The sequence below is a fragment of the Frankia casuarinae genome, assembly GCF_000013345.1.
Lineage (GTDB): Bacteria > Actinomycetota > Actinomycetes > Frankiales > Frankiaceae > Frankia > Frankia casuarinae.
In genome coordinates this window covers 4371266-4386328 of the sequence record NC_007777.1, presented here as the reverse complement: position 1 = coordinate 4386328, position 15063 = coordinate 4371266, and the positions used below count along the sequence as shown (strand labels likewise).

General features: G+C 70.3%; 12 protein-coding genes. 5 read left to right on the top strand and 7 right to left on the bottom strand.

Annotated elements, in window-relative coordinates; genetic code table 11:
- Window positions 1-91: 91 nt before the first annotated feature.
- On the bottom strand, window positions 92-2095 hold the full coding sequence (gene acs / locus FRANCCI3_RS18510; RefSeq protein ID WP_011438039.1) for an acetate--CoA ligase: 2004 nt from the start codon (window positions 2093-2095) through the stop codon (window positions 92-94).
- Between the two features lie 262 nt (window positions 2096-2357).
- Between acs and FRANCCI3_RS27155 the strand changes: the two genes are divergently transcribed.
- Together FRANCCI3_RS27155 and FRANCCI3_RS18505 are read left to right on the top strand one after the other, a co-directional pair.
- Window positions 2358-2504 (top strand): hypothetical protein, encoded by a 147-nt coding sequence (locus tag FRANCCI3_RS27155; RefSeq protein WP_157858550.1) that lies wholly within the window; start codon window positions 2358-2360, stop codon window positions 2502-2504.
- Window positions 2501-3277: an enoyl-CoA hydratase/isomerase family protein gene (locus FRANCCI3_RS18505; RefSeq protein ID WP_011438038.1), complete on the top strand. Its 777-nt coding sequence runs from the start codon at window positions 2501-2503 to the stop codon at window positions 3275-3277. Before FRANCCI3_RS27155 ends, FRANCCI3_RS18505 begins: the two co-directional genes overlap by 4 nt.
- 157 nt (window positions 3278-3434) lie before the next feature.
- Here FRANCCI3_RS18505 and FRANCCI3_RS18500 read toward each other — a convergent pair whose 3' ends face one another.
- Together FRANCCI3_RS18500 and FRANCCI3_RS18495 are read right to left on the bottom strand one after the other, a co-directional pair.
- Entirely contained in the window at window positions 3435-4505 is a 1071-nt protein-coding gene (locus FRANCCI3_RS18500; protein WP_011438037.1) for an endonuclease/exonuclease/phosphatase family protein, read from the bottom strand.
- Between the two features lie 154 nt (window positions 4506-4659).
- Complete coding sequence (locus FRANCCI3_RS18495; RefSeq protein WP_011438036.1) at window positions 4660-6051, bottom strand: hypothetical protein; 1392 nt, start codon at window positions 6049-6051, stop codon at window positions 4660-4662.
- 465 nt (window positions 6052-6516) lie between these two features.
- Between FRANCCI3_RS18495 and FRANCCI3_RS18490 the strand changes: the two genes are divergently transcribed.
- Together FRANCCI3_RS18490 and FRANCCI3_RS18485 are read left to right on the top strand one after the other, a co-directional pair.
- Window positions 6517-7302 carry an electron transfer flavoprotein subunit beta/FixA family protein gene (locus FRANCCI3_RS18490; protein ID WP_011438035.1) on the top strand — a complete coding sequence of 262 codons (786 nt, stop codon included), beginning with the start codon at window positions 6517-6519 and terminating at the stop codon, window positions 7300-7302.
- Between the two features lie 13 nt (window positions 7303-7315).
- Entirely contained in the window at window positions 7316-8278 is a 963-nt protein-coding gene (locus tag FRANCCI3_RS18485; protein WP_011438034.1) for an electron transfer flavoprotein subunit alpha/FixB family protein, read from the top strand.
- An 87-nt stretch (window positions 8279-8365) separates the two neighbouring features.
- Here the strand turns inward: FRANCCI3_RS18485 and FRANCCI3_RS18480 are convergent, their stop codons facing one another.
- The 4 genes from FRANCCI3_RS18480 to FRANCCI3_RS23650 are packed head-to-tail and all read right to left on the bottom strand — an operon-like array spanning window position 8366 to window position 12687.
- Entirely contained in the window at window positions 8366-9160 is a 795-nt protein-coding gene (locus FRANCCI3_RS18480; RefSeq protein ID WP_011438033.1) for a hypothetical protein, read from the bottom strand.
- Window positions 9161-9214: 54 nt separating this feature from the next.
- The gene (locus FRANCCI3_RS18475; RefSeq protein ID WP_011438032.1) at window positions 9215-10033 is read right to left on the bottom strand and encodes a vWA domain-containing protein; all 819 of its coding nucleotides are present in this window, start codon (window positions 10031-10033) and stop codon (window positions 9215-9217) included.
- A gap of 47 nt (window positions 10034-10080) precedes the next feature.
- Entirely contained in the window at window positions 10081-11220 is a 1140-nt protein-coding gene (locus tag FRANCCI3_RS18470) for a hypothetical protein (protein ID WP_011438031.1), read from the bottom strand.
- Window positions 11221-11271: 51 nt separating this feature from the next.
- Entirely contained in the window at window positions 11272-12687 is a 1416-nt protein-coding gene (locus tag FRANCCI3_RS23650) for a phosphotransferase (RefSeq protein ID WP_049760986.1), read from the bottom strand.
- Window positions 12688-13252: 565 nt separating this feature from the next.
- On the opposite strand from FRANCCI3_RS23650, the gene FRANCCI3_RS18460 reads away from it, so the two are divergent.
- A complete protein-coding gene (locus FRANCCI3_RS18460) occupies window positions 13253-14377 on the top strand; it encodes an ROK family protein (RefSeq protein WP_011438029.1) in 1125 nt (374 codons plus the stop codon).
- Window positions 14378-15063: the final 686 nt, after the last annotated feature.

Sequence of the window (15063 nt, the reverse complement as noted above, 5' to 3'; positions counted from 1 at the left end):
GGGTGCGGCCAGCTGGTCCCGGCCGGGAAACAACTGTCATGTCGACCCGATGACAGCCAGAATTGTCCGGAATCGGGGACCGGAACCGCCCTTACTCGTTGTCTCGGGCGGTGCCCACCTTGGCCGTGAGCGCGGCCATCACCGCGGGGTCGCGCAAGGTCGTGACGTCGCCGAGTTCCCGGCCTTCGGCAATGTCACGCAGCAACCGGCGCATGATCTTGCCGGACCGGGTCTTCGGCAGGTCGTCGGCCCAGATGATCCGCCGCGGCCGGGCGAGCTTGCCGATCCGCCTGGCCACGTGCTCGCGCAGCTCGGCCTCGGTGGCCTCGTCGCCCGAGCGGTCACCGGCGAGCGTCACGAACGCGACGATCGCCTGGCCGGTCTGCTCGTCGTACTGTGCGACCACCGCCGCCTCGGCGACGGCCTCATGGGCGACGATCGCCGACTCCACCTCCGCGGTGGACAGCCGGTGCCCGGACACGTTGATGACGTCGTCGATCCGCCCGATGATCCAGAAGTAGCCGTCGGCGTCGAGGCGTGCGGCGTCGCCGACGACGTAGGTTGACGGGCCGAAGCGGGAGAAGTACGTCTTGACGAATCGCTCGTCGTCCTTGTAAAGGGTGCGCAGCATGGACGGCCACGGCTTGGTGATCACCAGGATTCCGGTGCCCTCAGTGACCGGCTCGCCGTCCTCCGAGAGCAGCGCCGGGCTGATACCGGGCAGCGGCAGGGTCGCCGAACCCGGTTTGGTCGACGTGACGCCGGCCAGCGGCGAGATGAGCGCGGAGCCGGTCTCGGTCTGCCACCACGTGTCGACGATCGGGCAGCGACCACCGCCGATGACCACGTGGTACCACAACCACGCCTTCGGGTTGATCGGTTCCCCGACCGTGCCGAGTACCCGCAGCGAGGACAGGTCGTGCCGACCGGGATACCGCGCGCCCCACTTGATGCACGTACGGATCGCCGTCGGCGCCGTGTAGAACACGGTGACCTTGTACTCCTCGATGAGCCGCCACCAGATGTCGTAGTCGGGGTAGTCCGGCGCCCCCTCGTACATCACGCTGGTCACGCCGTTCGATAGCGGGCCGTAGACGATGTAGGAGTGCCCAGTGATCCAGCCGACGTCCGCGGAACACCAGTAGACGTCGGTGTCCGGGTCGATGTCGAAGACCGCCCGGTGAGTGTAGGTGGCGCCGAGCAGGTAACCCGCGGTCGTGTGCAGGATCCCCTTCGGCTTCGCGGTCGACCCGGAGCTGTAGAGGATGAACAGGGGATGCTCCGCGGACAGCGGTTCCGGCGGGCAGTCGGGCGCCGCCGTGGCCAGCAGCTCGTGGTACCAGACGTCCCGGCCCGCGGTCATCGGCGCCCCGGTACCGCCCGGCCCGGACACGACCACAATGTGCCCCAGCGCCGGGAGGTCACCGAGCTCCGCGTCGACGGCGGCCTTCACCGGCGCCGTCCGTCCCTTGCGCCGCGCGCCGTCCACGGTGATCAGCACCTTGGCGTCGGAGACCTCCATCCGCTCCCGGACCGCGGACGGCGCGAAACCGCCGAAGACCACGTTGTGGACCGCGCCGATCCGGGCGCAGGCCAGCATCGCGACGGCCACCTCGGGAATCATCGGCAGGAAGATCCCGACCACGTCGCCGGCGCGCACGCCGAGCGAACGCAGCCCGTTCGCCAGCCGCTGGGTGTCGGCGAGCAGGTCCGCATAGGTGACGGTGCGCCGCTCCCCCTCCTCCCCGTGCCAGTGGAAGGCCACCCGCTCGCCGCGCCCGGCCGCCACGTGCCGGTCCAGGCAGTTCTCCGACAGGTTCAGCATCCCGTCCGCGAACCAGGTGTAGAAGGGCGGGTTCGAGTCGTCGAGTACCTGCGTGAACGGCGTGTGCCAGGTCAGCAGCTCCTCGGCCTTGCGAGCCCAGAACGCGTTCGGGTCCGCCTCGGCGGCGGCCCGGTCGGCGTCCATCGGCAGGCGCCGGGTGAAGGCCGCCGATGGGTCGAAACGCTCCACCGACAGCAGACTCTCCAGGGTCGCCTCGAGATCGGCGACGTTCTCGAGACCGGTCGAGACGCTGACACCTGTGTCGGTCACGGCTCCTCCTGGGTCGGCTCGGGACGAACAGCACGGTCACACGCTGCCCCCCCGGTCTACCACGAAGGCCCGTCAACTCTCAGGAGTTGCGCGGCAGGTTCCGGCGGTCGGCAGGTTCCGGGCGTGAGAGGGGACCGGCCGGCGGCCGACCGTTGGCAATGTCCGCTATTTCCTGCTATGGGCTAGTGCGCCGGGTGGAACCGAGCGATCCCCGAACCCGATCTGGAGATGATTGATGAAGATCAGCGGGTGTCGGCCTATCGTGGCGACCGACATCTACAGCGACATCGAAACCATCCTCAAAGCCGGCACCGTCGACGATCTCGGCGGGTCGGACGGGGTGGGGAACGCCGGGGCGCCGGACGCCTCGCCGGTCATCGAGGGCCTGAAGCGGGAGGAACGCGGATGAGTGTGGTGCGGCTCGAGGTTGACGGCGGGATCGGCACCATCCGGTTAGACCGGCCGCCGATGAACGCGCTGGACTCCACGGTCGCCGCGGAGCTGCGGACCGCCGCGGTCGAGGCGACCCGGCGGTCGGACGTCCGCGCGGTGGTGCTCTATGGCGGGGAAAAGGTGTTCGCCGCCGGGGCCGACATCCGGCAGATGGCGCCGATGGGTTACGCCGAGGTATCCACCTGGGTGGGCGATCTGAACTCCACCTTCGAGGTCGTGGCCCGGATCCCGAAGCCCGTGGTCGCCGCGGTGACGGGCTATGCCCTGGGCGGCGGGTTGGAGCTTGCCCTGTGCGCGGACGTGCGGGTCTTGGCCGAGGACGCCCGGGTCGGCCAGCCCGAGATCCTGCTCGGAGTGATCCCCGGCGCGGGGGGCACCCAGCGGCTGCCGCGCCTGATCGGCCCGTCCCGCGCCAAGGACCTCATCTTCAGCGGCCGGCAGGTCCGGGCGGCCGAGGCAGCGGAGATCGGTCTGGCCGACGCCGTCGTTCCCGCGGGTGAGGTGTACGTGCAGGCGAAGCGGATCGCGGGCCGGTACACGAACGGCCCGGCGATGGCGCTCGCGGCGGCGAAGCAGGCGGTTGACGACGGCGCGGAGATCGCGTTGGCCGAGGCGCTACGTCTGGAGGCGGCGCTGTTCGCCGGGCTGTTCGCCACCGAGGACCGGCGGATCGGAATGGAGTCCTTCCTCGAGAGCGGGCCCGGCAAGGCCGACTTCATCGGCCGCTGACGGAGACCCCGTGCGGTGTCTGTGGTAGGGGTCCCCGGATTGCGCCGAAGGCGCGCGATGGTTGTCCCAGGAGGATCGCCGGAGGCGATTCGACGGAGACCCCGTGCGGTGTCTGTGGTAGGGGTCCCCGGATTGCGCCGAAGGCGCCATCCGGGGGTTACCGCATGGCCAGGTCGGCGATGACCGGCCGATGGTCACTGCCGAAGTCGCCGCCGACCTCGAAACCCGTCACCGCGAACGCGGGTGAGGCCAGCACGTGGTCGATGCGCAGCACGGGCGGCAGGATCAGGCTCTTGGAGTTCCAGGTCGGTTGCCATCCGCCGCCGACGACGTCGTGCGCGTCGCGTACCCCCGAGTTCACCAGCCGACGGAACGGCCGGTGGTCCCGGGTGGCATTGAAGTCGCCGGCCATGACGACCGGCAGCGTGGCGTGCTCGAGCTGCGCGCGCAGCGTGTCGAGCTGGGTCCGCCAGCGGTCGGTGTAGGCGCTGGTCGTCGGTGAGATCGTGTGCACCGCGTACACGACGAAGCGTCGACGCTCATCCACCTCCACGGTGGCCCGCAATGACATTGCTCCGCCGACGATCGGGGCCGCGGCGTCGTGCAGCGGGAAGCGGGAGAACACGGCGGCGCCGAACGCACCCGGCTCCGGGTGCACCTCGCGGTACCGGTAGCTCGCCAGCGCTCCGGACGAGGTGACCCGCGCCAGGGTGAGCGGGGAGAGCTCCACGAGGACGAGCACGTCCGGGTTCGCGGCGCGGATCTGCGCGCCCAGCCGGTCGGCGTGGTCGTTGTAGTAGAGCAGGTTCGCCGACATCACCCGCAGGCGCGCGGCACCCTGCGGGGCCTCCTCGGCGCCGCCGGGGAAAACCTCGGGCAGGGTCCAGAACAGATGGATGGCGATCAGGGCCATGGAGATGATCATCAGCAGGTTGCGACGGAGCGCGAAGGCCACCGCCACGGTGGCGTAGGCCGGGAGGTAGAGCAGTTCGGTCCCGGCGTTGATCGCGGAGTAGGGCCAGCCCACCGCATCGTCGAGATGGGCCAACCGGCCGAGGGCGATCCCCCCGAGTCCGGCCGCCGCGACCCACGCGACGATCACGACCAGGGGGCGGACCGGGAAGGTCGGGTGCGGCCGGGGCTCCGGGGCGGCGACCGGGATGTCCTTGTGCCGGGAGGTGGGGTCGGTATCCGGCACGGCGGAACCGGACTCCTGCGCGGAACTCACTTCACCAGAGTGCCCGGCTGACAGGGCCGTCCGGGAGGCGGGTGCTCCCGGACGGCCCGTTCGGTGGTGAGAGGTCGGTAACGGTGGGGCCGATGGCCGTAGCTTGCCGGGGCCGGGAGCCGTCGGCGCCCGTGCGGCGGCTATCGGTGACTGGTCAGGTGGCGGCTGTGGCGCCGGCCGCGGCGCCGACCAGCGGGCGCGCCCGTTCGTGCCATTCGCGGACCGCCACCGTCGGGTGCGTGTCGAGCTCACGGTCCAGCTCCCGCAGCTTCTCGGTGACCCGAGAGGATGACAGCTGCCCGGCGACGGCGACGGCTCGGTAGCCCGCCTCCAGGGCGGCCTCCAGGTCCGGAGTCGGTCGGCGCAGGTAGGCCAAGGCGAGGTCGGCCTCGGCGTAGCTGCGGGTTCGGGCGCGCGCCGCGCCCTGCAGGCTCCGGGCCTCGAGCAGTTTCGTCTCGGCCGGTCGGGCGCGGCCCAGCAGTAACAGGCAGTGACCATGGCACTCGGCGACGTCGCCGGCGTTGTAGTGGCCGGCCCAGGACGGTCCGTCGTCCCCGTCGCTGCGCGCGATCGCCCGGTCCATCTTGTCCAGGGCCTCCATGCAACCGGCCTCGTCACGGTTGCGTGCCAGTGCCCAGGCATGCTTGTCGTGCAGCATGGCCTGCACGGCATACGAGGAGTGCCGCACCGCGCGGCCGAGGGCCGCCCGGGCCAGGGCGAGGCTCTGCCGGGGATGGCCCAGCCGGGCGGCCTGGTCGCTCATCGCGGACAGCACCCGGCCGGCGAGCATGGCGTCGTCGGCGTGCTCGGCGAGGCTGAGGGCCTGGATGTAGTAGCGCTGCGCGAGGGCCTGCCGGTTGCTGTCCTGGGCGAGCCACCCGCTGAACTGGGTCAGCTCGGCCAGCGCACTGAACAGGTCGGGGCTCGGCCGCCCCTCCCGGGCGGCCCGGGTCCGGTCGTGCAGAAAGGCGACGACCTGAGGCCGGATCTCGTCGCCGCCGAACTTTGCGTCCAGCCGGCGGAAGGTCTCGGTCATATCCCGGATCACGGCGCCGGCGGAGGCTCCCGTTGATTCCGGCCTGGCGACCCGGTCAACCACTCCGGTGAGGCTGGAGAGGACCGGATCGGCGAAGGCCGATGCGATAAAGGCCGTTCCGTCGTGCAACAGGTCGCGTCGCCGCATGTCTCGTCCCGATAGTCCGGCAAGGGTGCTTAGGGTCTCGGTGGGTGCGTTCGAGCTCGACAGCCCGAGGTCGTCGCGTTCATAGGACTCCCCGCGCCAGCCCAGATCCACCGGCCGGACCGGGTATCCCAGGGCCGCGGATATCTCGGCCGCCGCAAGTTCGGCGACCATCGGGTCACGCGGCCGCATCCCGCGACGCCAGTGACCGACGGTGGTCCTGGCCAGGCCCAGCTCGATCCGGCGCTGATGGCGGGCGCGGGCGTTCACCTGCCGGGCGAACCGGGTGTCGGATACCCCGGCCTCCCGCAGCAGACGCTCGAACTGGGTCGTGGGAGAGGGATCTCCGGACGACGTATTCGACATGTGTCCCCCGTCGAGGTAAAGATGGCTTAAATCCATAATGTCGGTGCCTTGCGCACCTCTTGGGCAGAAAGTAGCCGAGAAGTCACGTTGCAAGGAAGAGGGTGTGCATAACCCGGCCGGAATGCACGACCAGTCGGGGCCGATGCCTCTAGCGGATCCCCGGATGGTCGGTAAAAGAACGTGCGGAATATCTCAATCATTACGGAAAGTGGCGGATCCATTTTCTGCACATACATCTGCATGGCGTGTCTCCGCGCGCCCCGAGAGCGCTGGAGGGCCGGAGATGGGCGCGGACGGACTAGGCTCCATAACGGAGCGTAGTTGCCGCCCGGTTTCGGCCCGGCTGTCCAGGTCAGGGGCGTACTGCGGTCCGCGTCACGTCGTCGATCATTGAGCGCGTGAGCGCCCCAGATGCGACGATGTCAAGGGACTGACATCGGATGTTGGCTACGGAGGCCCCAACGCGTGAACATCGTCGTTACCGTCAAGCAGGTTCCTGACACCTGGGCGGAGAAGAAGCTCGACGCCGCGGACAAGACCGTCGACCGTAAGAGTGTCGACAGCGTCATGAACGAGATGGACGAGTACGGGGTCGAAGAGGCCCTGAAGATCAAGGAAGCGCACGGGGGCGAGGTCACCGTCGTCACGATGGGACCGGCCAAGGCGGCCGAGACGATCCGCAAGGCCCTGTCGATGGGCGCGGACAAGGCCGTGCACCTGACGGACGACTTGCTGCACGGGTCGGACGCGCTGGCGACGTCCGCCGCGCTGGCGAAGGTGATCTCCACGCTGTCACCCGACATCGTCATCACCTCCAGCGAGGCTTCCGATGCCCGTGGCGGCGTCATCGGTGCCCTGTTGGCGGAGCGGCTGGCCCTTCCCCAGCTCACCCAGGCCCGCAAGGTCACGGTGGATCCGGCCGCGGGTAAGGTCACGATCGAGCGTCTCGCCGACAACGGCTACGCCCTGGTCGAGGCAAGCCTGCCGGCCGTGGTCGCCGTGGTCGAGAAGATCAACCAGCCGCGTTACCCTTCGTTCAAGGGCATCATGGCGGCCAAGAAGAAGCCGCTGACGACGTTGTCCGCCGCGGACGCGGGTCTGGACGCCGGTGCGGTCGGGCTGGCCGGCGCCACGTCGACGGTCGTTGCCTCGGAGCCCGCGCCGCCGCGGTCGAGTGGCACGATCGTCAAGGACGAGGGCGACGGCGGCACGAAGGTCGCGGAGTTCCTCGCGGCGCAGAAGCTTATCTGAGGGGTTTTGTCCGATGGCTGAAGTTCTCGTGCTCGTCGAGCACGCCGATGGTGAACCCAAGAAGGTCACCGCGGAACTGCTGACGCTCGCCCGTTCGCTCGGCGAGGCCGCCGCGGTGTTCCTCGGAGCGCCGGGCACCTATGCGAAGGCCAAGGAGTACCTCGCGCAGTATGGCGCCGCCAGGGTCTACGTCGTCGAGTCGGAGGACGTCGTCGGCTACGTGGGCGCGCCGGCGGCCGAGGTGCTGGCCAAGCTGGTCGCGGACGCGTCGCCGGCCGCCGTTCTGGTCGCCGCCACCGCGGACTCGCGGGAGATCGCGGCCCGCGTCGCCGCGAAGACCGACTCGGGCCTGATCTGGGACGCTGTCGCGCTGACCCCCGACCTGGTCGCCACCCAGGGTATCTTCGGCGGCTCGACGATCGTCACGTCGAAGGTCGTCAAGGGTGTTCCGGTGGTCGTCGTCCGGCCGAACTCGACGGCGCCCGAGGCCGCCCCGGTGACGCCGTCCGAGCAGACGGTGGACATCGCGATCTCCGACGCCGCGAAGGGAGCCAAGATCGTCGACCGCGTCGTCGAGGCGAAGTCCGGCCGCCCGGACCTCACCGAGGCCCAGGTCGTCGTCTCCGGTGGTCGCGGTCTGGGCGCCGCCGAGCACTTCACCCTGGTGGAGAAGCTGGCCGACACCCTCGGCGCCGCGGTCGGCGCGTCGCGTGCCGCTACCGACGCCGGGTGGTACCCGCACCAGAACCAGGTCGGGCAGACCGGCAAGACGGTGTCCCCGCAGCTCTACATCGCGGTCGGCATCTCCGGCGCGATCCAGCACCGGGCCGGGATGCAGACGTCCAAGACGATCGTCGCGATCAACAAGGACCCGGAAGCGCCGATCTTCGAGTTCGCGGACTACGGGCTGGTCGGCGATCTGTTCAACGTCGTCCCGCAGCTCATCGAGGCGATCGAGAAGCGCAGGGCCGGCTGATCGATCCCGCGGACCGGCCACGGCCGGGCGTCCATCCGTCTCGGCGAGGGTGGCGCCCGGCCGTCGTTTAGGATCCACGCCCGTGCGTCACCTCCGCGGGTCCTCGCGCACCCGGAGCACCACCAGCGTGAGGTCGTCGTGGTCGATCTCGCCCACGTCCTTGAGCTGGTGGGCGAGCCCCTCCAGGTTCGGCTTGCGTAGGTCGGGAAGTCGCCGCCAAACCTCCGGATCAGTCCACGGCAGGGTGTAGAGCCACTTGCTGATCGCGTCGCTGCCGAGCAGGAAGACCTCCCCCGCCTCGGCGAAGCCTCGCCGCACCCGCACCGGCCAGCCCTCCCCGGTCGGCGCGAGCCGACGGGCCCGCCCGAGGTCGCTGGGCACCAGGTCGGGGGTGCTCGTGAAGGCTGCCGATGCGGAGTACGGGAAGAACTCGGGTTGCGCGCCCGCCAGGATGGCCTTCGGCGAGGGCACCCGGACCAGGCAGGAGTCGCCGACCGCGATCGCCTCCCACTCCAGCCGGCCGTCGTGTTCGTTCTCCTCGCTCCTGAACTGCAGCCCAAGAAACGTGGCGAACGCCGCTTCCGTCGCACCGACGCCCTGGAACCGCCAGTCGTCGGGATCGACCGTCGGCGGGCTCAGGTTCCAGATCCTGATCGTCTCGCGGAACCATTCGTAGATGCCCTCGGCCGAGGCCCCGATCGGCGGCGGCGCGTTGACGTATCGCGTGACCAGCAGGTTTGCCCACCGCCGCACGTCGACCCCCTCCGACGCGCCATCCGCGACGGCCGCCCGCCGGCGCGCCGTGCTCACCATCGTCGCGTCTTCGGAGGCATAGCCGCTGTTTTTCGGCAGCCACACCTGCACACGGCCCGTGACCCGCACTCCCGCACCTCTCCTTCCTCGGGACCCACCGCAGCCGTCGGCCCACCGCCCCACTCAGGCGTCGACCTGAGCCACCTGGGTGCCGACGGTGAGGGCGAGGACGATCGCGTCGGGTGTCGCGTTGGAGACGAATCCCCGGGCGCCGGGCCGGGTCTGCACGCCCAGGCGCTCCGCCGCGGTGCGCATCAGCGGCGGCAGCTCGCTCGACATCCGGAACAGCCCGCGAGCCCACTCGTCGGACAGCTCGGACTCGGCCGCGGGGAAGGTGGTGGTGGTCTGCGCGACCGCGGAGATACTGATGTTGAACAGCAGCAGGTTGCCGTCCGCGGTGCGCAGTGACCGTAGCCGGTCGGCCCACATCTGCACCTTCTCGGGCTCGCCGTCGGTGGCGGCTCCATCGGTGATGTTGATGATGATCGGGGGGAAGGAGTCCTGGTGGCTCTGGGCCCAGCCGGAGGCGAGGCTCCCGGCCATGTCGAGGGCGGCGCACATCGGGGTGAGGCCCGCCCCGAACGGTTCGAACCACACTGGCATCGAGGAGCCGTGCCGCTCCTCCCGGCGCAGTACGCAGGAGAAGAGGTCCGGTACCGAGACCAGCCACTGGCCGGCGAGCGCTCCGGTGAACAGTGAGCGGGCCTCCTGGCCGCTGTAGCCGAGCACGGCGATGTCGTAGTAGGGACGCGGACCCTCGCCGCGCTCCTTGCTGCACCGACGGATGATCATCGCGAGGGTGTCGTTGACGATGTCGGCGAGGGCCTGCGCCTTGGAGATGCCGGGACGCCCGGCGATCGGGTAGTTCATCGAGTCGGACTGGTCCAGCAGAAAGATGAAGCAGCCCGGGGCACGCCGGTCGATCTGCTTGGTGTAGGGCATGGGCGTCGCGCTTCCTCAGGAATCGGATCAGTACCGGGGGAGTCGGATCAGTACGGGGGGAGGTGGTCGTCGGCGGAGAGAGCGCCCGGGGGATCGTCCGCCGGGTTCGTCGGGAGGATGTCCGGCCAGGGCTCGCCGGCGCCCACCCGCCATGAGTTCGGACATGCGCGGCAGGCGTAGGACGCGTCGACCTGGACGCTCCCGCACGAGCACTGCGGGTCCTCCAGCAGCGTCCGTCGATCGATCACCTCGACTCCGATCGGATGGACGGCGGCGCCCGGTCCCGGGGGGGCCGGGCGCCGAGGCGGGAGCGGACGCTGGGAGGCGGCCGGCGGGAAGTCGGCCGGCGGTGCCGGCCGCGGGTACCTAGCCGGCCGGAAGTCGGCCGGCCGGAAGTCCCGGGGCGACGTCGGTTCCGGGTAGGTGCCGCGACCGGTCACGGCGTGGATGAAGCCGGCCAGCGGAACCACGGCAAGGCCGACCGCGAAGATCAGAAGCCAGCGCAGCGCGGTGCCGATCCGGCCGGGGCCGTGGGTGCCGTCGTGCACCGAGGCCGGCACCAGGACCTTGTCGTCGTCACCGATCGCCTCGACCGTGTCCGGAAGTGCCTCGGCCACCTTGTGGACGTCCGGGCGGGCACCCGGACCGACGGCGACGAGCAGCCGGGCGCCGACCTCGGCGAGCCGGGGGACGTCGGCGGCCGGCACCCCGAGCAACGAAACGCCGGCCGTGGACGATGCCGCAGGTGGGGTGTAGGCGGTGAAGACCGGGCCGTCCTTTCCCGTGCCGCGGGTGAATCGGGGCGGGAGCGGGACGTGGAGCAGCTCACCGTCCTTGAACGGATGATCGGCCACGGCGTCCGGGTTGATCCCGAGTGCCGCGGCGATCTGCTCCCGGGTCTCCCCGGCCCGCACCTTGTACTGGATGAACAGCTCGGGCTCGTCCGGCTGCGGCGCCGACGACGCCACGAGTATCACCTGGTTGACGTCGTTGCCGCCGGCCGCCCGCAGGGCCTGGTCGGCGGAGGTCGTCACCAGGATCCTGATCGGCGACGGAGCCGTTCCGCCTCCGCCCGAGATCAGGCCGACGACGGCGATCGTGACCGCGGCCACGAGGATGCAGACCCCGATGATCCGCCGGTGGCGGCTCGGCCACGCGGTGTCGTCCGGCCCGCCTGACGGCGCCATGCCGCCTCCCATCGGTTGTCTCGAGTGTCTCGAGCCTTCGGTCGTCTGGTGTCATCCCACGGTGAGGATGATCAGGATGAGTGCGAGGATGGCCAGGGCCGCGAGGACGAGAGCCGCCGTGCGCGACCCGGAGCCGCGGTTCGGCACGGATCCGGAGGGCGACGCCCGCCGCGCCCCGTCGCCGGCCGCGGAGGTCGCGCCGGCCCGGCTGGAACCCGAGGCGTCACCGGCGCCCGCGGCCGTGCCGCCCTGACCCGCCGAGGGACCGGTGTTCGGCGATGTCCTGGTCGTCGCGTCCCAGAGATTCCGTCCCGCGGCTGGGGTGGCCGGGGTGCCTGGGGTGGCTGGAGCTCCCGACGGAGAGGGCGGGGTCGGCGGGGTCGCCCAGCCCTGGCTGGGATCGATCGGCTTCGTCGGGACGGACGCCTGGCTCGGTTCCCACCAGGAACTCCCCGCGCCGAGGGACGGCGCGACCGCCTCGCTGACAGGCGCGTCCGGCAGGGCGCTGTCGGCGTCGCGCAGCAGCGTCGGCAAATCGACGTCAACCGCCGGCGGCCCGAGACAGAAGCGCCTCAGCAGCGGGACGAGCCGACGGACCTCGCCGTCCCGGCTTGCGGCGAGTCGTGACCAGATCGGCGTGTGGTCGGGCTGGGCGAGGTCGGACGCGCTCAGGATGAGGTTCTCGTCGCGGTGGAACTCTTCCCACAGGGCCGGGTCGGCGGCGACCGCCAGCACCGAGAGGTAGATGACGAGACCCGGGAAGGTGTCGACGCGGCGGTCCCAGTAGCCCGTCGACTGCCGGCGGGGGTGCTGGTAGTGGCGATGTCCATGCTCGTCCGGCGGCAGGTGCGCGACCGCCGGGACCCAAACCGAGTCCAGGTCCACGAGGCGTACTGAACCTTGTTCGGTGACGAACACGTTGCCGTGCTGCAGATCGCCATGGGCGATCTCGGCCTTGCTCATCTCACCGAGTAGAAGCTTCCATCCGGCGGCGAGGTCACGCAGTGCTTCCGGAGATGCGAGGTGCTGGCGGACGTAGGTCCGCAGGGTGGTGCCCTGGACCTGGTCCATGACGACCACCGGCCACCATTTCTCGCCGACCCGCACTCCCTGCGCGACCCACTCGGCTTTCGGGAAGGCTGACAGCACCCGATGACGACGTAGATGATTCGTTACCGCCGCATAGCGTTCGGCTCCGCCGGTCAGCGGCCGGGTCGGACAGCGCAGCGCGAAGGCACTGCCCGTCGCCGCTCCGAAGAAAACGACCGCCGACTCGCCGGTGACCTGCACCGGGGCACCGAAAGCGTCCCGTTCGAACCGGGCGGTCCGCAGCCGTGGATCCGTGAATACCTCCGCGCCAGTGGAGACCGCAGCCTCGAACTGACCACCATTCGGCCAAACTCCCGCGCCGAGCACGCCGCTTCCCCCTGGGACGGACCGTCGGAAGTAACCGCCACCGTCGTTCAACCGGTGATCGTCCTTGCCCGTCGGACATTAGCCGACCGCGGATCGGCTTGTCCATGTGCTCGGCGGCCGAGAAGCCCGTGGACCTCAGGTGATCGCCGTGAGCCCGCCTCAGGATGGTTTCTTCGTGGAGGCGACCGCGATCGGGGATCGGCCTGTCGCCGGCCGCCCCAACCATTCAATCCCACAATTTCACGGGGTCGGGTTCGCGGCGGGTCGGGTTCGCGGCGGGTCGGGTTCGCGGCGGGTCGGGTTCGCGGCGGGTCGGGTTCGCGGCGGGTCGGGACTGGGCCGTGGCGGCCTGCCGGGTTTCGTGCGCCGGGTTGCGCGTTCCGCGGGGCCGAGGTCGGTGCGGGCCGATCGCGGGTACGCTCCACCTCTTCCGTCGCTCCAGGTCGGGAGAGACCAGGTTGGTACCGGTGGTGGATGTCGGCCTCCAGGCCGGTTTCCGGTGGTCGGAAGGGTTGCCGAGGGCGGACGGGTCACAGCCGGGTTTCAGTTACGGCCGGGTTTCACGAGGTACCGCAGGTACCGACGGTCGATCGGCGAGCAGAGAGGCGCCAGGACGATGTCCCAGTCGCAGGAGGCGTTCCAGCCATGGGAGGCGGGCGGGCCGCGGGACGTCCGCGCGTCGGGCAAGGAGCCCGCGGGTGCGGAGCCGGCGCGTGCGGACGGCCGGAAGACCTTCGCACTCGCCCTCGACATCGGGGGAACCAAGATCGCCGCCGGTGTCGTCGCGGGGGACGGCACGATCGCCGCTCAGGCCCGTCGCTCCATGCCGGTCCCGCGTCCGGCTTCACCGGCTTCACCTGATCCGGACGGCGCTGGGCCGGCGTCGGCCCGGGCGGCAGGGGTCGATGCCGAGGAGGTCTTCGCCGTCGTCCAGGACTGCCTCGACGAGGCGCTCGCCGCGGCGCGGATGCGTCCGGACGAGATGACGGGACTCGGCTGCGGGTGCAGCGGTCCGATGGACTGGCCGGTCGGTGAGGTCTCCCCGTTGAACATTCCGGCCTGGCGGGGATTCCCGTTGCGGGCGCGGCTGCGGGACGCATACCCGGGCGGCCCGGTTTTGATCCACAACGACGCCGTCGCCCTCGCCGCCGGCGAGCACTGGATGGGTGAGGGCCGTGGCGTGCGCAACATGCTCGCCGTCACCGTCTCCACCGGCGTCGGAGGCGGCCTGGTTCTCGGGGGCCGGTTGCTGCACGGCACATCCGGCAATGCCGGCCATATCGGTCACATGGTGGTGGAGGCCGACGGACCTCCTTGTCCGTGTGGGGGACGTGGATGTCTGGAGGCGCTCGCGTCGGGTCCGCGGACGGTGGCCTGGGCGATCGGCGAGGGCTGGGTGCCTTCGGGGGATCAGCCGGCCAACGGTCGCGTGCTTGCAGCCTCGGCACGGGCCGGCGACGGCGTCGCCCGGCGGGCCCTCGCCCGCGCGGGTGCTGCGGTGGGAGCCGGACTGGCCTCCTGCGCGAGCCTGCTCGACCTGGAGGCCGCCGTGGTGGCTGGCGGGTTTGCGCAGTCCGGCCCGATCTTCTGGGACGCGCTGTCGGCCAGTTTCGATCGTCACACGGGGTTGGCGTTCACCCGGCGGATGCAGATCAGACGGAGCTCCGATCCCAGCCGGATCGCGCTTCGGGGGGCCGGCGCCTTCATCCTCGCGCCGGAGCGGTACGCCTGGGAGGGCTAGTACCGGCCGGTACGACGTTTTCTAAGACGTCGCCTGGTGTGTCGGTCTCGCCTGGTGTCCCCTCCTCCTCAAACATGCCTCGCTGGCGCGTCTGCCCGGCCTCACAGCCTCGCGGCTGGGTAGACGCGGGAGGGGCAGGTGTAGGGAGCGTGCGGATCGGAGGTTCGGGTGGTTTGGGGATCGCTGACCGGGGTACCCCCGCATCGGACCCGGTGTCTGCGCCGGCGGGCGGACGGCACCGGTGAACGAGGGACGAGGCGGGCCTCGGCAGCGGTTCGGCGAGGGAGGGAATCGGCGCGGGGGCCCGGAGGTTGTCAGCTGCAGGGATTGCGCACTGTCAACCGTCGGTGCCAGAAAGTTATGTCCTCGCGTCCGCTCACCATGCCCGGACTCGTGTATAGTTCCTCTTCGTCGCCCACCGAGCTCCTCCGGGAGCCGGGCGTCGCGCAGGACCAGATCTCCTCCGAGGGGGCGTAGACCCCCCGAGGAAACGGGCCGCGGACGGTGCGATAAGGTACGAGAGTGGCAAACACCGGTACGTGGGTAGGTTAACTACCGGGCCGGAGTGATTTGACACAATCAAGCCAAAGCTCATAATCTAGGAAAAACGTTCCGGTTGATCGCTTTGAACGCGAACGTCCGGAGTGTGCAAGAAGGTAAGATCTGTTCGGATGTGAACATTTCGC